We start from the raw sequence: 18,606 nt of genomic DNA, 5'->3' as shown, positions 1-18,606 counted from the left end.
AAGCCGGTGGGGGAACCTACCGGCTTTTTGTTTGCGCGATTTCCGACAAGGTCCGCGTTGGCGTGATCGCCTCCGGATCGAGCTTCACCTCGATGATCGCCGGCTTGCCGCTCTCTCGCGCGCGCTCGAAAGCCGGGGCGAATTCCTCTGTGCTTTCCACCGTCTCGCCGTGGCCGCCATAGGCGCGGGCAAGGGCTGCGAAATCGGGATTGGTCAAATCGGTGCTGCTGACGCGGCCGGGATATTCGCGCTCCTGATGCATGCGGATCGTGCCGTACATGCCGTTGTTGACGACGACAGCGATGATCGGCAGGCCGTAGCGGATGGCGGTGGCGAATTCCTGGCCGTGCATCAGGAAACAGCCGTCGCCGGCAAAGCAGATGACCTCACGCTCGGGAAACAGCCGCTTGGCGGCGACGGCGGCGGGCAGGCCGTAGCCCATCGAGCCGGAAGTGGGGGCGGCCTGGGTGTTGAAGCGGCGGAAGCGATGGAAGCGGTGCAGCCAGGTGGCATAATTGCCGGCGCCGTTGGTGAAGATCGCATCCGGCCCGGTATTGGCCTCCAGCCACTCCATGATCGGCCCCATATGGACAGCGCCCGGACCTGTCGCCGGCGGCTTCGACCAGGCGAGATAGGCCTGGTGCATGCGCTGCGTGCGCTCTGCCCAGTGCGGCTCGGCCGGCGCTTCCAGATCGGCCAGTGCCGCGACGAAATCGGCCGGTGCGGCGCAGATCGCCAGATCAGGGCGGTAGAGACGGCCGAGTTCGGACGCGTCGGGATAGATGTGGACCAGCGATTGCTGGGGGTAGGGGATGTCGATCAGCGTATAGGACGAGGAGGGCATTTCCGACATGCGGGCGCCGAGCAGGATCAGCAGGTCGCTCTCCTTGATCTCCTTGGCCAGCGCCGGATTGATGCCGATGCCGACATCGCCGGCATAACAGGGATGAAGATGATCGAACAGCATCTGCCGGCGGAAGGAGCAGCCGACCGGCAATTTGAAACGTTCCGCGAAGGTCTGAAAATCGGCAACGGCATCGGCATCCCAGCGCGTGCCGCCGAGGATCACCATCGGCCGCTCGGCCTTCAGAAGGCGCAGATAGAAATCGTCGATCTGCCTTCGGCCCGGATGGGCCTCAATGCTGACGTAGCGTTTGGCGCGGGGGGCTTCCACCTCGTCGCGCAGCATATCCTCAGGCAGCGTCAGCACCACCGGACCCGGGCGACCCGATGTGGCAATCGCAAAGGCGCGGGTGACGAATTCGGGAATGCGGGCGGCATCGTCGATCTCGCCCACCCATTTGGCGAATTCGGTGAAGGCGCGCCGGAATTCGACCTCCTGGAAGGCCTCGCGCTCGCGGGCTTCGCGCTGCACCTGGCCGATGAAGAGGATCATCGGGACCGAATCCTGCTTTGATATATGCAGGCCGGCTGAAGCGTTGGTGGCGCCGGGGCCGCGGGTGACCATACAGATGCCGGGTTCGCCGGTGAGCCTGCCCCAGCAATCCGCCATCATCGCCGCCCCGCCCTCCTGGCGGCAGACGAGCACATCGATCTCGCTGTCGCGCAGTGCGTCGAGGACGGCGAGGAAGCTCTCGCCCGGCACGCAGGACAGACGTTTGACGCCGTTCGCCTTCAGCGCCTCGACGATGAGTTGCCCGCCCGTTCTTTTCATGACGATACCTTCCTCTCGCACTCGGCGAGTTCCGCCAGAATTTCTGCTTGATGCTCGCCGAGACGCGGGCTCGGCCTGCTGTAATGCAACGGCGTCTCCGACAGCACCACCGGCGTCCTGACCCCCGGAATGACGGTGCCGGCGGCATCCGCAAGGTCGATGCGCAGGCCGCGGGCCTCGATCTGTGGGTCGGCGAACATCTCTTCGATCGTGTTGATCGCGCCAGCAGGAACGGCATTTTCCTCGCAGGCCTTCAACAGATCCGCCTTCTGCCATTTCAGCGTTTCGGTGGAGACGAGACGGTGCACTTCGCCGCGGTTGGCGACGCGGGCCTTGTTGGTGGAAAAACGCTCGTCGCCTGACATCGTCTCCAGACCGAGGATGGTGCAGAGGCGGCGGAACTGGCCGTCGTTGCCGACCGCAAGAATGAGATAACCGTCCGCCACCGGCACGACCTCATAGGGCGAAATATTGGGGTGTGCGTTGCCGAGACGGCTGGGCGGGGCGCCGGAGACCAGGTAATTCATGTTCTGATTGGCGAGCACGGCCGATTGCACGTCGAGCAACGCCATGTCGACGAGCTGGCCTTCGCCCGATTTGAGCGCATGGATCAGGGCGGCCTCGATCGCCGCGACGGCATAGATGCCGGTGAAGATATCGGCGATCGCTACGCCCGCCTTCATCGGCTGGCCGTCCGGCTCGCCTGTTATCGACATGAAGCCGGACATGCCCTGGACGATGTAGTCATAGCCGGCCAGGCCGGCATAGGGGCCGGTCTGGCCGAAGCCGGTGATCGAGCAATAGACGAGCTTCGGGTTCAGCTTGCGCAGGCTGTCGTAATCGAGCCCGTATTTGACGAGGCCGCCGCGCTTGAAATTCTCGATCACCACATCGGCTGACGCAACCAGGCGACGGACGAGATCCTGGCCTTCGGGGGTCTTCAGATCGGCGGTGATCGAGCGCTTGCCGCGATTGGCGGCGTGATAATAGGCGGCCGAGAGGTTTTCGCCATCGGCACCTTCGACGAAGGGCGGCCCCCATTGGCGGGTGTCGTCGCCGCCGTCCGGATTTTCGACCTTGATGACGTCGGCGCCGAGATCGGCGAGCATCTGCCCCGCCCAGGGACCGGCGAGCACGCGGGCTAGCTCGATCACCCGGATGCCGGCAAGCGGTGGCTTTTTCGTCGTCTCGGTCATATTCCCTCGTGCCGTTCTACGGCGCCAGCGTCACCTCAGATGTATCGGATACCGGCTTTGAAGCAAAGCGGCGCTCGCGCCAGAGGATGTACAAGCCCGATGCCGTGATGATCATGATGCCGAGCCATTTGATCGCATCCGGAAAGTCGCCGAAAACAAGCCAGGCAAAGATCGTCGCCGAGACGATTTCGAAATATTGCAGCGGCGCCAGCGTCGAGGCCGGGGCCGCGCGATAGGCATAGACGCCGAAGATGCCGGCGATCGCGGCCATGGCGCCGACGCCGGCGACGTAGAACCAGGCGCTGCCCACGGGCATGACCGGGTCGAAGAGATCGGAGCCGCTTCCGTCGCCGATAAAAAGCAGGAGGGCGCAGAAGATGAGACCCCAGATGCCCATCTGGAACTGCATCGACCAGGGATCTTCCCGGTGCGAGAGCACGCGGGTCATCAGCACGAAGACCGCGATGCAGAGCGCGCTGACGACGGGCAGGAGCGCGATGTAGCCGACCTCCTCGAAACTCGGCTGGATGATCAGCATCGCCCCGAAGAAACCGACGCCGCAGGCGGTGTAGCGCCGCCAGCCGATGGTCTCCTTCAGGAAAATGCCGCCGAGGATCGTCACCATGATCGGCTCGACGAAGAAGATCGCAATCGCGTCGGCGACTGCCATGTATTTCAGCGTGGTGACGAAAGAGATCATCGAGATGGTGATGATGGCGCCGCGGATGGCATGGAACAGGCTCTGGCGCCAGGAGAAATCGGCAAAGCTGCGCCGCCATATCACGATCGGCAGCATGCAGAGCGCCTGCACGACGAAGCGGCCGGCAGTGACCTCGGCGGAGGGAACGGTGACGACGGCAAGCTTGGCGAAAATATCGATCAGCGGCGAGAACATCACCGAAAGAAACATCAGCGCAAGCCCCGTCGTCACCTCGGAGGTGGACGAAGCGGGGCGGGCGGAGATGCTGCTCATGATGGAATCTCTCTGGCTCAGGATCTTGCGACGGCCTTGTCGCACCAGTCCGCGAAGGCTGCGATCGCCGCGTCGGCGCCGATCTCGTTCAGCGTTTCGTGTCGCATATCCTGATATATCTGAGTGCTGATACGAGAGAAGCCTTGGGCTTTCAAATGGTTTGACAGCCAGAGGATGGCTTTTCCACGCTCGGTCGCCGGATCCTCTCCACCGCCGACCAGATGGATCGGCATGTCGCGCGGCAGCCGGTCGAGATGAGATTTTTGCGGCGCTCGAAAGGTGAGCTCGAAGAGATCCAGCCAGAGCGAGACCGAAGCGTCGAAGCCGCAGAGCGGATCGGCGACATATTTGTCGACTTCGTCAGGGCGGTGCGACAGCCAGTCGAACTCGGTGCGATGGCCCGAAATCGATTTGCCCCAGGCGCCGAAGGTGAGCTTCGGCAACAGGCCGCTCGGTACATCGGAGCCCTTCAGCATGCGCTCGGCAAGCAGGATCGCCTGGGCGGCGCGGCCGGCAAGGCCGACGGCGAAATTCGAATTCCAGACGGCGACGGCGTCGAAATCGGCCGGCGCCGTGACGGCAGCGTTGAGGGCGATCAGGCCGCCCATCGAGTGGCCGAAGAGGATCACCGGCAGGCCGGGATGACGGGAGGCCGCATAGTTGCGCAGGGCAAGGACGTCGCCGATCACTTTTTCGACGCCGTCCCGCCGGGCGAAACGGCCGATCGGCGCATCGGGCGCCGTCGTCTCGCCGTGCCCGCGGTGATCATGGGCATAGACGTGATAACCGCGCGCCGCCATCGCCTCGGCAAAGCGGCGGTATCGTTTCGAATGTTCGGCAAGGCCGTGCGATATCAACAGGATGCCGCGTGGCGGGCCGGCGACCTCGGCATGGTGATAGGCGAGCGACGCTCCCGGCACGGCGAGCCTCTGCGTTTCAGAAAACATGTGGGTCCTCCTTGCCGCAACAGACCAGATCAGCGCCCAAAAGCAACATCGGTTCCGGGTTTATCCGATAACAAATTGCGTTTCTGTTGCGATTCAGGGTTGCGGGCTTTCGATCTTCGTGCTTATTTGTTCCTGTATTGTTCTTTTTTTGGGGGTTGAAATGAGCAGCATGCAGTTGCGTACCTTGACGTTCGCCGTGTCGATGGTTCTTGCCGGCGCCGCCGTGGCGCAGGAGGCCGGCGGGCGCACCCGTTTTATTCTTGCGGCAAGCTGGCAGCCCGCCTTTTGCCAGACGAACCAGAAGAAGGCCGAATGCGCCAGCCAGACCGGCGAGCGCCCCGATGCGACGAATTTTTCGCTGCATGGGCTCTGGCCGATGCGGCAGAATTATTGCGATGTGAGCGCCGAGCAGAAGGCCGCCGACAAGGACGGCAACTGGAACACATTGCCGGAGGTGACGCTTTCGGCCGAGACGAAGGCGGCGCTCGCAAAGGCGATGCCCGGCACGCAATCCGGCCTGGAACGGCATGAATGGACGAAACACGGCACCTGCACGAAAATGAGCGCCGAGGATTATTTCGGCGTTGGCGTGCATCTTCTCGACGCACTCAACACATCGGCGGTGCGCGATCTCTTCGCCGCCAATATCGGCAAGCCTGTTAAGGCCGAGGCGATCAAGGCGGCTTTCGACAAGAGCTTCGGGCCGGGTGCCGGCGACCGTGTCAAGATGAGCTGCCGGCGGGTCGGCAATGTCAAGATGGTCAGCGGGTTGACGATCGGGCTTTCGGAAGCCGCCGGGACGGCGTCAGCCAAAAGCGCCGGCCTTGCCGATCTGATCCAGGGGGCGGGAAAAACCTCCTTCGGCTGCGATGAGGGTGTCGTCGACGCTGCGGGCTTCTGACCGGAAATCCTGCGTAAACCGGGTTTCGGCGTTGCTCGAAGGCGCCGTTTCGCCTACATAGCGGCACAATCGAAGTTTCCCGCCCGGAGCAGCGCAGCATGGCACGTCAGTTCATCTATCATATGTCCGGCCTCAACAAGGCCTATGGCAACAAGAAGATCCTGGAGAACATCCACCTTTCCTTCTACCCGGATGCCAAGATCGGTATTCTCGGGCCGAACGGCGCCGGTAAATCCACCGTGCTGCGCATCATTGCCGGCCAGGACAAGGAGTATACCGGCGAAGCCTGGCTCGCCGAAGGAGCGACGGTCGGCTACCTCGAGCAGGAGCCGCGCCTCGATCCCAACAAGACGGTGTTCGAGAACGTCATGGAAGGCGTTGCCTCGAAGACGGCGATCCTCGATCGCTACAATGAACTGATGATGAACTACTCCGACGAGACGGCGGAAGAGGGCGCCAAGCTTCAGGACATCATCGACAGCCAGAATCTCTGGGATCTGGAAAGCCAGGTCGAGATGGCGATGGAAGCCCTGCGTTGCCCGCCGCGCGATGCCGAAGTCACCAGCCTGTCCGGTGGTGAGCGTCGCCGCATCGCGCTGTGCCGCCTGCTGCTGTCGCAGCCGGATCTGCTGCTGCTCGACGAACCGACCAACCATCTTGATGCCGAAACCATCGCCTGGCTCGAAAAGCACCTGCGCGACTATCCCGGCGCCGTGATGATGATTACCCACGATCGCTACTTCCTCGACAATGTCACCGGCTGGATCCTCGAACTCGACCGCGGCCGGGGTATTCCCTACGAAGGCAACTACTCCGCCTATCTGCAGGCGAAGGCCAAGCGCATGCTGCAGGAAAACCGCGAAGAGGCTTCGCGCCAGAAGGCGATCAGCCGCGAACAGGAATGGATCGCCTCCAGCCCGAAGGCGCGTCAGGCCAAGTCCAAGGCGCGTATCAAGTCCTACGAGCAGTTGGTGGATGCAGCCGAGAAGCAGCGTCCCGGCGATGCGCAGATCATTATCCCGGTCAGCGAGCGCCTCGGCCAGGTGGTCATCGAGATGGAGGGCATCACCAAGGGCTTCGAGGGCCGCACGCTGATCAACGACCTGTCGATCAAGCTGCCGCCGGGCGGCATCGTCGGCATCATCGGCCCGAACGGCGCCGGCAAGACGACGCTGTTCAAGATGATCACCGGCCAGGAAAAGCCGGATGGCGGTTCGATCCGCATCGGCGAGACCGTGCATCTGGGTTATGTCGACCAGAGCCGCGACGCGCTGGCCGCCGACAAGACGGTGTGGGAGGAAATCTCCGGCGGCGCCGAAGTCATCAAGCTCGGCAAGTTCGACATGAACTCGCGTGCCTATTGCGGCGCCTTCAACTTCAAGGGCGGTGACCAGCAGCAGAAGGTCGGCAATCTCTCGGGTGGTCAGCGTAACCGCGTCCACCTCGCCAAAATGCTGAAGGCCGGCGGCAACGTTCTGCTGCTCGACGAACCGACCAACGACCTCGATACGGAAACGCTGGGTGCGCTCGAAAACGCGCTGGAGAATTTTGCCGGCTGCGCCATCATCATCAGCCACGATCGCATGTTCCTCGACCGTCTGGCGACGCATATTTTGGCTTTCGAAGGCGAAGGCCATGTCGAATGGTTCGAGGGCAACTTCGAGGATTATGAACAGGACAAGATCCGCCGCCTCGGCCCTGATGCGCTGAACCCGGGTAGCCAGGCCCACAAGCGCCTGACGCGCTGATCGCCCTTCTTTTCGTTTAAGAAAGCCCCGGTGCGTGAACTGACCCCCGAAGGTTGATGTCCAACTTTCGGGGGGCAGTTCATTCGGCCGGGGCTTTTTCATATCCGGCCCTGTCGCAATTTGAGTAGGCAATTTCGCTTCAGTGCGAATTGCCGCTTGTCATCGCAGTCCAACTCACATAAAGATATCTTTATATCTTGATTGGATCGAAGATGAGCGAACCCTTGAAGCTTGGACTGGATGCGCTGGTGGACGTCTTGAAGGCGGCCGGCGAGCCCACGCGCCTGCGTCTTCTCGCACTTCTCGACGGCGGTGACCTGACGGTGACCGACCTTACCGAAATTCTCGGCCAATCCCAGCCGCGTATCTCGCGGCATCTGAAGCTGCTCGGCGAGGCCGAACTGATCGAACGTTACCAGGAAGGCGCCTGGGCCTATTTCCGCCTCAAGCAGGACGGCAAGGCGGCCATGCTGGTGCGGGCATTGCTGAAGCATGTCTCCGAGAACGATCCGACCATTCTTCGCGACGGCGAGCGGCTGTCGGCGGTCAAGCGCCAGCGGGCCGAGCGGGCGCAGGCCTATTTCAGCCGCAACGCGGCGGAATGGGACGAGCTTCGCCGCCTGCATGCTGCCGACGAGGAGGTCGACGCCGCCGTCATCCGGCTGCTCGGCAGCCAGCCGATCGATTCGCTGCTTGATCTCGGCACCGGCACCGGCCGCATTCTCGAACTTCTTTCCGGGCTCTACCGCCGGGCGGTCGGTGTCGATGCCAGTCGCGACATGCTGAGCGTGGCGCGCGCCAATCTCGACAAATCCCGCATCACCAAGGCCACCGTGCGTCACGCCGATATCCTGAACCTGCCCTTCGAGGGCCAGGATTTCGACCTGGTGACGATCCATCAGGTGCTGCATTTCTTCGACCAGCCGGAGATTGCGATCGCCGAAGCGGCGCGCATGCTGCGGCCGGGCGGCCGGCTCGTGGTCATCGACCTTGCGCCGCACACGCTCGAATATCTCCGCGACGAGCATGCGCATGTCCGTCTCGGTTTTTCGCACCAGGCGATATCCGACTGGCTGCACAGGGCCGGGCTCGATGTCGAGCAGGTCGTCGATCTTCATCCGGGTCAGCAGAGCGGGCAGGGCTTGACGGTCACCGTCTGGCTCGCGCGCGACCCGAGGCGCCTTATGGCTTCGCAGACCAGTGAAGGCGCCGAACCTACATTTGCCGGGAGAGTATGACATGGCTTTGAATAACGAGGCACGCGGCCGCAACATCGGGATTTCCTTCGAATTCTTCCCGCCGAAATCGGAAGAGATGGAAGGCCAGCTCTGGCAGACGGTCAGCGAGCTGCAGGACTGGGATCCGGATTTCGTCTCGGTGACCTATGGCGCCGGCGGCACCACCAAGGCGCCGACGCTCACCGCCGTCACACGTTTCCTGTCGCAGACGCCGCTTGCCACTGCGTCGCACCTGACCTGCGTTGGCGCGACGAAGGAAGAGACGCATCAGATGATCGAGACCTTCCGCAAGGTCGGCGTGACGCATTTCGTGGCGCTGCGCGGCGATGCGCCCGGCGGTGCAGGCGCGCCCTATCAGCCGCATCCCGGCGGTTACGCCAATGCCGCGGAACTGGTGGCCGGCCTCAAATCGGTCGGCGATTTCGAGATTTCGGTCTCCGCCTATCCGGAAAAACACCCGGAAAGCCGCGATACGGCCGCCGATATCGACATGCTGAAGCGCAAGGCTGACAACGGCGCTGACCGGGCGCTGACGCAGTTCTTCTTCGACAACGACAATTTCGAGCGTTATCTGGAGCGTGTGCGCGCCGCCGGCATCAAGATCCCCGTTGTGCCCGGCATCATGCCGATCCAGAACCTGACGCAGTTGAAGCGTTTCGCCGGCGCCTGCGGCACGGTCATCCCCGCATTCCTCGACGAGCGTTTCGCGGGCTTCGACGACAAGCCCGAGGAGCGGGCGAAGGTCGCGGCCGACGTTGCTGCCGAGCAGATTGAGGATCTCGTGCGGCGCGGCCTCGATGAGTTCCATCTCTATACGATGAATCGCGCGCCGCTGGTTTCCGCCGTTCTCGACAATCTCGGCTTCTCCCGCCGGGCGCCAAAGAGCGCGGGCGCAGCAGCCTGATCCTTGCGGGGCTCAAAATTGAAAAGCGCATGTCGGGCGGGACATGCGCTTTTTCGTTGGCGGATGATCAGTTCTTCAGGAGTTTAGGCATTATCAGTCGTTACGCCTTCGTGATCCGGCTCAGATAAAGAGCATGGACAGGACGAAAGCAAACGCTGCACTGACCAACAGAACATTCAAGGATTGCGTAAGTCCCATGTCTGTCTCCTCGCGTTAACCGGCCGATATTATGTCTGAAATATGTCGGTTGAAAAGCGGATTTTATGCTGCAGTGCCGAACCAGTCAGTGGATAAGTCTTAGTATGATTTTTTAAGATATTGAAATGGCTTTATAATTTTGAATTAATTTTTGTTCACAGAATTTAACGTGCCGTTAAATCGGGCGATTGCTGGTTTATCTATGCGCCCAAAACATGGCCGAGCCGCAAGCGGTTGAAAACATAAGGAAACTGCAACCGGTTTTCAGGCTGTCCCCGCCGGCCGGCGATAGGCGCGGCCGTCGAGGATGACGAGGCCGAAACCGATCAACGCCATGCCGGCGAATTCGGCAGGACTGAGCCTTTCGCCGAGGAAGAGGAAGCCGAGAAGGATGGCGCTCGGCGGTACCAGAAGGGTGACGAGCGAGGCGTTGGTGGCGCCGGCGGCGGCCATGATCCGGAAGTACAGGATATAGCCGAAGGCGGTCGACAGCAGCGCCAGCGCCAGTATGGCAAGGATTGCATCGAGCGGCGGTACGGCAAGCGTCCAGGGGCGATCGGCCAGCAGCGATAGCGGCAGCGCGATCAGCGAGGAGGCCGTCAGCTGACCGGCTGATGTGACGGGGGCGGGCACGTCCCTGAAACGTTTGCCGTAAGTGGCGGCGAAACCATAGGAGACGGCGGCCAGCACGGGAAGCAGCAGCGCCCAGAGCGGCGCTTCGCTGCCGGCCGTAACGCCGGGGCCGATCAATACGATCGTTCCGGCGAGGCCGACGAGGCAACCGGCGATCTTTGCCGAGGACAGCTTCTCGTCCGATGTGAAGTGGTTGGCGATGATCACGGTCCAGATCGGCGTCGTGGCGTTCAGGATCGCCGCAAGGCCGGCGCCGATGCGGGTCTGGCCGAAAAAGATCAGCGCGTGCGGGAGCGCATTGTTGATAAGGCCGAGGATCAGGAACTCGCGCCAGCGGGCCTTGAGGATCGAATAGATATCGAGACGGCCGGCAATATAGACATGTAGCGCGAGCGCTGCCAGCAGCAGCCTGAGGAAGACGAGGGTCAGCGGCGGTACGTGTTGGACGGCGATGCGGGCAAAGAAGAAGGAGCCGCCCCAGATCAGGCCGAGCAGGACCAGCAGCCCCCAGGTCCAGGCATTCATTCTGCTTTCCACGCCGCGTCCTCCACCGCAAATCGCAACGCCGCCGGATCGTTCGTCGAAAACCGGCGGCGGCTTTTCATTGCGAAGTTTTAGCGCAAGCGGGAAACGTCGCCACCCGTTTCTTGCGAAGCGGGTGGCGACAGGCCATCAGCGGCGATCAGAGCGCGTTGAGAAGGGCAGGTGTGGCCCAGCCGTCGGCCGGTATGCCCAAGCGCTGCTGTTCCTTCTGGATCGCGATACGCGTACCGGAGCCGAGGATGCCGTCGATCTCGCCGACATCGTGGCCGAGCGACTGCAGCTTGGTCTGCAGCGCCTTCATCTGGTCGTTGGCAAGCCCCTGTTCAGGCGCGCCCTTGAGATAGGTCGGGGCGCCGGAAAGGCGGGTGGCGAAATAGGCGGCCGAAGTCGTGTAGATGAACGACTTGTTCCATTCGAGATAGATCTTGAAATTCGGATAGGCGATGAAAGCCGGCCCCATGCGGCCCTGCGGCAGCACGAGATCGCCTTCGAGATCGCCGAAAGCGGTGTTGCCGTCGCGCGGCTTGACGCCGAGCGCGAACCATTCGCCTGCCTTCATCGTGCCGCCGAGGCCGGATTTCTCCCAGGGCAGGTTGTCGGGCACGGTGACCTCCTGCAGCCAGGGCTGGCCGCGTTCGAAGCCGAGGTGCTGGATGAATTTCGCCGCCGTCAGGACGGCGTCCGGGCCGCTCTGCTTCACGTGGATATGGCCGTCGCCGTCGCCGTCCATGCCGTAGGCGATGATATCGCGCGGCAGCATCTGCACCTGGCCGATCTCGCCGGCCCAGGCGCCAGTGTTGGTCGCGGGGTCGAGATCGCCGTGCTCGACCATCTCGATGAGGGCGATCAGTTGCGGGCGGAAGAGTTCCGGGCGGCGGCAGTCGTGCGACAGCGTCACCAGGGCGTTGCGGGTGTTGAAATCGCCCTGAACGGCGCCGAAATCGGTTTCCATCGCCCAGAAGGCGGTGATGACGCCAGCGGGAACGCCGAACTCCTGTTCGGCGCGGGCAAAGACGTCGGCATGTTGCTTCATCTTCTGGCGGCCGATGTCGAGACGGGCCTGGCTGACGGTGCGCTGGGAGAATTCGAGGAAGGTCTGCTTGAAGACGCCCTGGGCGCGATCCCGGCTCAGGACCTTGGGATCGATCTCGGCGCCGGCAAGGGCCTCGTCGGCGGCTGCGGCGCTGGCGCCTGCGGCGACCGCATCGGCCTTGACGCCCTGGAGGAAGGCGGAAAGATCGCCGCCGCAAGGGGCTGCCGGGGCCGAGGCCGCGGGGGCCTGTTGGGCGGCTGCGCCGCCGGCAAGGGCGAGGGCAAACAGGAGGGCGAGTGCAGAGCGGCTTGCGAGCGAGCGGTGCATGAATGCGGTCCTTATATCAAACGGATGTCCGTCGCTTTCCCAGAGGAATGTGACGGAAGCAAGAAACATTGAAAGACGTTACTAAGAATTTCTATCCTTGGAAACGGCCGCGACCCAATTGTTCCAGTTCTTTGCGCTGCCGGCAAAGACGTTGATGTCGGTCGGCCCCTTGATGCCGGGAATAACGCCGGTCGAGGTATATTGCCAGAAGGCCCAGCGGCGGTCGGAATAGGTCACTTCGGGATGTTTCGCCACCGAGCGGACCCAGAAATGATAATCCTGGAAATAGCCGGCGAGATTGTCGCGGTGGAAATCCACCGAAGTATAGATGATCGGGCGCTTGCCGTAGTAAGCCTCCAGCCGGTCCATGAAACGCTGCATTTCGGAGCGCACCGTTTCCGGGTCGGGACGGTAGCGGCAAGTCTTCGATTCGCCGTTCCATTCGACGTCGAGCACCGGCGGCAGGCGCATGGCCTCCTTCGGCACGTTGCGGATGAACCAGTCGGCCTGCTCATCGGCCGAGGAGCAGAAATAATAGAAATGGTAGGGGGCGTGCGGGATGCCGGCGGCGCGCGCCTCTCGCCAATATTCGTCGAAGCGTGGATCGACCCTGTCCTTGCCTTCCGTCGCCTTGATGAAGGCGAAGCCGACACCGGAATTCCTCACCGTCGCCCAGTCGATATCACCCTGCCATTTGGAGATGTCGATGCCATGGATCGCATTCTGCTGCGGATGCTTCGGGCCGAAATCCTGCGGATCGGTGTCCTGGAAGCGCGTCTTCGGCTTTATCGATGCGGTTTCGAGATAGTCGTGACCGGAAGAGGAGCAGCCGGCCAGCATGATGGCCAGAGGCAAAACGCAAAACAAAAGCCGGCGCATGGGTATCCCGTCGTGAACCGAATGATCTCTTTGCCCCACAGCCTGACCTTCGAGAAAACGAGTCCAGCAGAGGAATAACCCTCTTTTCACCATATCAACGTAAAAAATCGGTTAGTTTCAAGCGAATTATGAGCGCTTGCTGATAATAGCCGCCCGCCAGGCATAACCGCCGCCGACGGTTTCAAACAACAATCTCGCGTTGTTTTCATGGGCTTGGGCTTCCAGGACCTCGCGCAGATCGGCGCGCGGGGTGACGTGGAATTTCGTAAGCCAGGACTGCAGCATGCGGCGGAACCAGCGCGGCAGGCCTTCCTGCTGGCCGAAATCGACGATGTGCAACTGGCCGCCGGGATTGAGTGCGGCGATCGATGCATCGACGGCGCGCTCCCAATCCGGGATCATCGACAGGGCATAGGAAATCAGGATGCGGTCGAAGCCGCTGACGCCGAATTCGCGCGGCGTGTACGCCGTGGCGTCAGCGACCCGGAATTCTGGGATTGTCGCCTTGGTGGCGAAGGTCTTGCGCGCCGAGATCAGCATTTCCTGGGAAATGTCGAGGCCGAAGAGCTTGGCGGTCGGGAAATGCTTATGGGCGAAGGCCATGTTGCGGCCAGTGCCGCAGCCGACCTCAAGCAAGGTGCCGCCGTCCGGCACGTCGAGATTGCGGATCGTACTGTCTCGGCCGAGAAGGTAATATTTGCGGGTGAGGTCGTATATATGGCGCTGGTAGCGATACATGCCATCCATCAGGCTGGCATGTTCGTTGCTGTTTCCTGCCGTCTCGGTGCCGACCTTGCTCACGCCTTCTTCCCGTAAATGTGGAAGCCGCCATAGATCGCCGAGCGGTCGAGCGCCGTCAGCTCACGCGACTTCTCCTCGAAATAATCCCACTGATCGCGGATCGAAGGAGACAGGCGGCCTTCGATGATGCTCTTTTCGGCGGCGGTGCGGAAGATCACGCGCGCGCCTTCACGCGCCGTGCGGGTGATTTCCCGCCAGACGTCGTTCAGCTGCGCGTCGGTCATCCAGTCCTGCGCGTCGAGCAGGATGTAACGGTCGCGCGAGGCAGCCGGCTCGCGGGCCAGAAGCTCGGTGAAGCTTGCGTGGTGAACGTTGACGCGGTCGACATTGGCGCGGATCACCTCATAGTGTTCCGACTTCAGATAGGTCGGCAGCGGGCCTTCCTCTTCAGTGCCGTAGCGGCGGCCGAAGGCCTGCCAGGCGAAATAATTGTCGCGCATCGGGAAATGACAGGCGAGCTTTTCCAGGCGATGCTTCAGCACCGGTGCGATCGAATGATCGGCGGTAAGACTTGCGAGCTCGTCATATTGCTGCGGCGGAATGCCGAGGCCGAAGAGTGAGCTCTTGCGGCCGGTGATCCAGCGCACGACCGGCTTTTCGAACAGCGGCGCGATCTGCTCTTCGAAGAACTGGCGCTGCTCGCGGATCGAGCGGGTCTTGGTCATTTCGCGCAGCTTGACGCCATGCAGGCGGGCGAGAAGGTGGGCTGCGCCGATGAAGCGGCCAAGCAGGCCGGTTTCGTAGATGTTGCGGTCGAAGACCGTGACGCGGCGGCGGCCGAACTTGCGGCCGTTCCAATAGCTGCGGGTTGCTTCATCGAGTTTGGCAGCGAGATGCTGGTCATAAGCGCGGCTGTTCGACTTCTCGTTCGGCATCGCCAGGAAGCGGACGAGATCGGCATGGACAGGCAGGTGCTTGAAGGCGGCAAGCTTCAGCCGGTTCAGCGCGATGTGGTGCGGGTTGAGGTCGACGACATCGATCGAGGCCGGCGCTTTGGAGAGATAGGCGAGCATGTTGCAGCCGCCGGAGCCGATGGTGACGATGCGGTGGTTCGGCTTCAGCTCCATCGCCTGCATATCGAGATCCGGATCTTCCCAGATCTGCGGATAGACGAGGCCGGAAAAGAGAAGGCCGAAGAGACGCTCGGAGAAACCGTCCTTCGAAAAAGCCTTGTGGCGGAGCAGGGCGTCCTTGAGTTTCCGGTTCTTGCGGAAGCCGGCATCCGGTGCAAATTCTGACATGAGTCTGTCACCTTTTTAGCGTTCAGGGCGTGTAGCGCGCCACTGCTACAGTTTGATGACGCGGGCTGTGGGCACCGTTCTCCGGAGAGAGCGCCTTCCTGGTAAAGTGATCGCAATGACGGCTCTTCTTCTGTCCGGCCCCTTTCCGGCGCGTGCGATTCCTGCTTCTCTCCCGGCATGGAGGAATGCCATGCGATTTGTCCTGCGTATTCTGAAAGGGCTTGCTCTCCTTGTCGTGCTCGTCGTCATCGCCGTCGCCGGCTGGCTCTTCGTTCAGCCGCCGGAACTGCTGCGTGTCGGTGACGGCTATGCGGCCAAGATCGTCTGCTCCAATGTCTTCATATCAGGCCGTGAGGCGGAGGAGGTGCTCGAAGATGACGTCCAGGCGCCCGGAAATCCGCTGCTGCGGCTGGTGCGCGTCAGTGTCGACCGCGACAACGACCATGTGACGGCGCGTTTCATGGGGCTGTTTGCCCCGAGTTATGCGCTCTATCGCGGCGCCTTCGGCTGCACGAGCGTGCCGGACGGCAATTTCGAGGCGGCGGCGAATGCCGTGCCTTTCGATGCGCCGGCCGGGGCGCAGACCAGCGACGCGGTATGGCCGCAGGGTGAGGGCGCCGGCGATCAGCCGGATGCGAAGATCGCCACGCTGCTGGCCGATGCCCGACTTGCCGGCCCGGCCATGCGGGCGATCGTGGTGGTGCGCAACGGCCGCATCGTCGCCGAGACCTATGGTCCCGGATTTTCGGCAAAGACGCCGCTGATCGGCTGGTCGATGACGAAGACGGTGAATGCTGCGATCCTCGGCCGACTGATGCTCGACGGCAAGATTTCCTTCGACGACGATCATCTGCTGGCGCAGTGGAAGAACGATGCGCGCGCCAAGATCAGGGTATCGGATCTGCTCGGCATGGAGAGCGGCCTTGCCTTCAACGAGGATTATGGCGACGTCGCCGATGTGACGCGGATGCTTTACCTCGATCCCGACATGGTGTCGCTGCCGGCCAATGCGCCGATGGAGGCAGCGCCCGGCCAGCGTTTCCGCTATTCGAGCGGTACGGCGGTGCTTCTGTCACGCATCTGGATGGACAGGGTCGGCAATGCACAGGCGGCCTTCTCCTATCCGCATGACGCGCTGTTTGCGCCGCTCGGCATGACGAGCGCCGTGTTCGAGCTCGATGCGCGCGGCACGTTTGCCGGAAGCTCCTATCTCTATGCGACGGCGCATGATTGGGCCCGCTTCGGGCAGTTCCTGCTACAGGATGGTGTGTGGAACGGCCGGCGGCTGTTACCCGAAGGTTTCGTCGGCGCCATGCGCACGCCGACGGCGGCTTCGAACGGGCGGTATACGCAGGCACAGGCCTGGCTTGCGCCGGGCGGCTCGAGCGCTCAGTTCGGGCTTCCGGAGGATACGTTTTGGCTGACGGGCCATGACGGGCAGAGCATGGCGATCGTGCCTTCAGCCGATCTGGTCGTCATCAGGCTCGGCCTGACGCCGGGCTGGCTCGGTTATCAGCCGCAGACGCTTCTCAAGGCGATCCTGGCGGCCTTGCCGCAATCGGGGGCGCCGCAACAGCAGGCCGGGTCGCCGCAACAGGCGCAGCCACAGCCATAGGCTGGAGCTTCGATCGCAGTTTCAGCAATTATCTGGCGTCAGTAGTTGCCCTGGGCGACGTCGGTCATGCCCTTGCGCTTGGCATCGTAATAATAGCCGCGCGCGTAGAGGCGGACGGCATCGTCTTCCTTGTTGTCGGAGACGAGCCAGGCGCCGCGCAGATATTTCGCGGCATATTTGATGTTGGTTTCGGCGTCGAAGAGGCCGCCTGGCGCACCGTCATAGCCCATGGACTTGGCGGTGTTGTACTTGATCTGCATGAGGCCGAAATAGCCGCGCTTGTTGTAGGCCTTCGGATTGTAGCGGCTCTCGCGATGGACGATGCGATGGAGCAGCGTCTCGGGAATTTCGTAGATCTTCGAATATTTCTGGATAAGCTTGGTGACGAAGCTCTTTTCGACCGTCGGCGCATCGTCTTTGTCGTCGTCGCTGAACATAGGCGGCGCCGTCGGCGGATCGATCGGCCCGGATTCGTCGAAACCGTAGTCCATGCTGGCACGCGGCGTGGTGTCGACTGCGGCAAGTGCAGCAAGTGCGCTGTTTTGCGGTGTCGCTGCAAAGGCGAGCTGCGTTGTCGGCTGCGCCGGGGTTCCCGGGCGCGGCGTCGGCACCACGGACTGGATGGCCGTCATCTCGGGCGTCAGCGGGATCTGCGCATAGGCGGCCGGCTGAATGCCTGCCTGCGTGGTGAGATCGGCCGGCTGAGAGCCTGTGACGGCCGGCATCGCCGTTGCGGTCAGAGAGGGAGATGCCTGGGCAATGGCGGTGCCTGCCGGGCCAATTGCACCTTCGGCGGTCGGGATCGCGGCGAGGGTTGCATCCTCGCCTGGTTTCGGCATCGGCACCACGGTCTGGGCGGCTGTCAGTTCGGCCTGCGAGGTGTATTCGACGCTCGCGCATCCCGTCATCACACCGCAGAGTATCGTCGAAACGACAAGACTGCGTTTCAGGCCGGATAATCCGATCGCTACCATTCCGCCACTTTCGTGAAATCGCGCCGCCCCGGCAGCGTATAAAAGTTACTAAATACCTTAAGCCCTGACGACCCCATTAACCTATTCGTGGCATTCCGGCAACCACGGAATATTTCTAGGCTGCAATACGGCGATACCCGGCCGTTACGGCGCCTGCAGCGATCAGCAGGGTGCCGCCGGTGCGGTTTACAGCGCGCTGGACGCTTGCCTTGCGAATCAGGCCGCGTGCCGTATGGGCGAGAAAGGCGTAGGTGGAGGCGTTGAGGATCGCCAGCACGAGGAACGTCGCTTCCATGATCGCCATCTGCCCGAAGAAGGGCAGGGCCGGATTGAGGAACTGCGGCACGAAGGCGACGAAGAAGATGATGCTCTTCGGATTGAGGGCGGTGACGATATAGGCGTGGAGGAAGATCTTGAGCGACTTTTCTTCCGGCAGGTTGTCGTTGTCTGCAACCGGTTCGCCGATCACCGGAGCCCGCCAGAGCTTGATTCCCAGCCAGATCAGATAGGCGCCGCCGATCCACTTCAAGACGGTGAAGAGGGTGGCGGAGGCGGCAAGGACGGCGCCGAGTCCGAAGAGGGACGCCGTCATCGCGGTGAAGTCACCAAGCGCCACGCCGCTGACCGTCGCAAGCGCAGTCCTGCGTCCATGACCGAGCGCATAGGAGACGACGAGCAGTATCGTCGGCCCCGGTATGGCCAGCATGATGGCGGATGCGGCCGCAAAAGCGAGCCAGGCTTCAACTGACATGGTGTCTCCTCCTATTCCTCAGGAACAAG

General features: G+C 62.3%; 16 protein-coding genes. 5 read left to right on the top strand and 11 right to left on the bottom strand.

Translation table 11 applies throughout. The annotated features are described in order from the left end of the window. Positions 1 to 16: 16 nt before the first annotated feature. From RHEC894_RS14690 to RHEC894_RS14675, 4 genes are read right to left on the bottom strand one after another with little or no spacing between them, the layout of a single operon-like run. Positions 17 to 1,675, bottom strand: a complete 1,659-nt coding sequence (locus tag RHEC894_RS14690) for a thiamine pyrophosphate-binding protein (protein WP_085737814.1) — start codon at positions 1,673 to 1,675, stop codon at positions 17 to 19. Further along, positions 1,672 to 2,871 (bottom strand): CaiB/BaiF CoA-transferase family protein, encoded by a 1,200-nt coding sequence (locus RHEC894_RS14685; protein WP_085737813.1) that lies wholly within the window; start codon positions 2,869 to 2,871, stop codon positions 1,672 to 1,674. Before RHEC894_RS14685 ends, RHEC894_RS14690 begins: the two co-directional genes overlap by 4 nt. A 16-nt stretch (positions 2,872 to 2,887) precedes the next feature. After that, positions 2,888 to 3,844 (bottom strand): DMT family transporter, encoded by a 957-nt coding sequence (locus RHEC894_RS14680; protein WP_085737812.1) that lies wholly within the window; start codon positions 3,842 to 3,844, stop codon positions 2,888 to 2,890. Between the two features lie 17 nt (positions 3,845 to 3,861). After that, positions 3,862 to 4,791, bottom strand: a complete 930-nt coding sequence (locus RHEC894_RS14675) for an alpha/beta hydrolase (protein ID WP_085737811.1) — start codon at positions 4,789 to 4,791, stop codon at positions 3,862 to 3,864. Positions 4,792 to 4,951: 160 nt separating this feature from the next. On the opposite strand from RHEC894_RS14675, the gene RHEC894_RS14670 reads away from it, so the two are divergent. The 4 genes from RHEC894_RS14670 to metF all read left to right on the top strand — a co-directional run bounded on the left by RHEC894_RS14670 (position 4,952) and on the right by metF (position 9,582). Further along, positions 4,952 to 5,692, top strand: a complete 741-nt coding sequence (locus RHEC894_RS14670; RefSeq protein WP_085737810.1) for a ribonuclease — start codon at positions 4,952 to 4,954, stop codon at positions 5,690 to 5,692. Between the two features lie 98 nt (positions 5,693 to 5,790). Next, positions 5,791 to 7,440: an energy-dependent translational throttle protein EttA gene (gene ettA, locus RHEC894_RS14665; protein WP_085737809.1), complete on the top strand. Its 1,650-nt coding sequence runs from the start codon at positions 5,791 to 5,793 to the stop codon at positions 7,438 to 7,440. Positions 7,441 to 7,652: 212 nt separating this feature from the next. After that, complete coding sequence (locus RHEC894_RS14660; protein WP_085737808.1) at positions 7,653 to 8,678, top strand: metalloregulator ArsR/SmtB family transcription factor; 1,026 nt, start codon at positions 7,653 to 7,655, stop codon at positions 8,676 to 8,678. 1 nt (position 8,679) lies between these two features. Further along, complete coding sequence (gene metF / locus RHEC894_RS14655) at positions 8,680 to 9,582, top strand: methylenetetrahydrofolate reductase [NAD(P)H] (RefSeq protein ID WP_085737807.1); 903 nt, start codon at positions 8,680 to 8,682, stop codon at positions 9,580 to 9,582. A gap of 462 nt (positions 9,583 to 10,044) precedes the next feature. Here the strand turns inward: metF and RHEC894_RS14650 are convergent, their stop codons facing one another. The 5 genes from RHEC894_RS14650 to RHEC894_RS14630 form a co-directional block, all read right to left on the bottom strand. Beyond that, a complete protein-coding gene (locus RHEC894_RS14650; RefSeq protein WP_085737806.1) occupies positions 10,045 to 10,950 on the bottom strand; it encodes a DMT family transporter in 906 nt (301 codons plus the stop codon). 145 nt (positions 10,951 to 11,095) lie between these two features. Next, a complete protein-coding gene (locus RHEC894_RS14645; protein WP_085738992.1) occupies positions 11,096 to 12,316 on the bottom strand; it encodes a lytic murein transglycosylase in 1,221 nt (406 codons plus the stop codon). An 81-nt stretch (positions 12,317 to 12,397) separates the two neighbouring features. After that, positions 12,398 to 13,195: a GH25 family lysozyme gene (locus RHEC894_RS14640; RefSeq protein WP_010069633.1), complete on the bottom strand. Its 798-nt coding sequence runs from the start codon at positions 13,193 to 13,195 to the stop codon at positions 12,398 to 12,400. A gap of 126 nt (positions 13,196 to 13,321) precedes the next feature. Further along, positions 13,322 to 13,996: a class I SAM-dependent methyltransferase gene (locus RHEC894_RS14635; RefSeq protein WP_010069632.1), complete on the bottom strand. Its 675-nt coding sequence runs from the start codon at positions 13,994 to 13,996 to the stop codon at positions 13,322 to 13,324. Then, complete coding sequence (locus tag RHEC894_RS14630; RefSeq protein ID WP_010069631.1) at positions 13,993 to 15,237, bottom strand: DUF3419 family protein; 1,245 nt, start codon at positions 15,235 to 15,237, stop codon at positions 13,993 to 13,995. Before RHEC894_RS14630 ends, RHEC894_RS14635 begins: the two co-directional genes overlap by 4 nt. 190 nt (positions 15,238 to 15,427) lie before the next feature. On the opposite strand from RHEC894_RS14630, the gene RHEC894_RS14625 reads away from it, so the two are divergent. Further along, positions 15,428 to 16,852 carry a serine hydrolase gene (locus RHEC894_RS14625; RefSeq protein ID WP_085737805.1) on the top strand — a complete coding sequence of 475 codons (1,425 nt, stop codon included), beginning with the start codon at positions 15,428 to 15,430 and terminating at the stop codon, positions 16,850 to 16,852. Positions 16,853 to 16,890: 38 nt separating this feature from the next. Here the strand turns inward: RHEC894_RS14625 and RHEC894_RS14620 are convergent, their stop codons facing one another. Then, complete coding sequence (locus RHEC894_RS14620) at positions 16,891 to 17,826, bottom strand: lytic transglycosylase domain-containing protein (protein WP_010067336.1); 936 nt, start codon at positions 17,824 to 17,826, stop codon at positions 16,891 to 16,893. Between the two features lie 115 nt (positions 17,827 to 17,941). Next, positions 17,942 to 18,577, bottom strand: a complete 636-nt coding sequence (locus RHEC894_RS14615; RefSeq protein WP_085737804.1) for a LysE family translocator — start codon at positions 18,575 to 18,577, stop codon at positions 17,942 to 17,944. Between the last annotated feature and the right edge of the window lie 29 nt (positions 18,578 to 18,606).

The sequence above is a fragment of the Rhizobium sp. CIAT894 genome, from assembly GCF_000172795.2.
Taxonomy (GTDB): Bacteria; Pseudomonadota; Alphaproteobacteria; order Rhizobiales; family Rhizobiaceae; genus Rhizobium.
Note: the sequence above shows the minus strand (reverse complement) of the source record. Positions and strands in the feature narration are given on the sequence as shown.

Bases quoted from the DNA above. Each gene is read 5' to 3' on its own strand.
- RHEC894_RS14660 (WP_085737808.1), top strand. From the start codon at position 7,653: ATGAGCGAACCCTTGAAGCTTGGACTGGATGCGCTGGTGGACGTCTTG.
- RHEC894_RS14670 (WP_085737810.1), top strand. From the start codon at position 4,952: ATGAGCAGCATGCAGTTGCGTACCTTGACGTTCGCCGTGTCGATGGTT.
- RHEC894_RS14690 (WP_085737814.1), bottom strand. From the start codon at position 1,675: ATGAAAAGAACGGGCGGGCAACTCATCGTCGAGGCGCTGAAGGCGAAC.
- RHEC894_RS14680 (WP_085737812.1), bottom strand. From the start codon at position 3,844: ATGAGCAGCATCTCCGCCCGCCCCGCTTCGTCCACCTCCGAGGTGACG.
- RHEC894_RS14620 (WP_010067336.1), bottom strand. From the start codon at position 17,826: ATGGTAGCGATCGGATTATCCGGCCTGAAACGCAGTCTTGTCGTTTCG.
- metF (WP_085737807.1), top strand. From the start codon at position 8,680: ATGGCTTTGAATAACGAGGCACGCGGCCGCAACATCGGGATTTCCTTC.
- RHEC894_RS14640 (WP_010069633.1), bottom strand. From the start codon at position 13,195: ATGCGCCGGCTTTTGTTTTGCGTTTTGCCTCTGGCCATCATGCTGGCC.
- RHEC894_RS14675 (WP_085737811.1), bottom strand. From the start codon at position 4,791: ATGTTTTCTGAAACGCAGAGGCTCGCCGTGCCGGGAGCGTCGCTCGCC.
- RHEC894_RS14615 (WP_085737804.1), bottom strand. From the start codon at position 18,577: ATGTCAGTTGAAGCCTGGCTCGCTTTTGCGGCCGCATCCGCCATCATG.
- ettA (WP_085737809.1), top strand. From the start codon at position 5,791: ATGGCACGTCAGTTCATCTATCATATGTCCGGCCTCAACAAGGCCTAT.
- RHEC894_RS14685 (WP_085737813.1), bottom strand. From the start codon at position 2,871: ATGACCGAGACGACGAAAAAGCCACCGCTTGCCGGCATCCGGGTGATC.
- RHEC894_RS14625 (WP_085737805.1), top strand. From the start codon at position 15,428: ATGCGATTTGTCCTGCGTATTCTGAAAGGGCTTGCTCTCCTTGTCGTG.
- RHEC894_RS14645 (WP_085738992.1), bottom strand. From the start codon at position 12,316: ATGCACCGCTCGCTCGCAAGCCGCTCTGCACTCGCCCTCCTGTTTGCC.
- RHEC894_RS14630 (WP_010069631.1), bottom strand. From the start codon at position 15,237: ATGTCAGAATTTGCACCGGATGCCGGCTTCCGCAAGAACCGGAAACTC.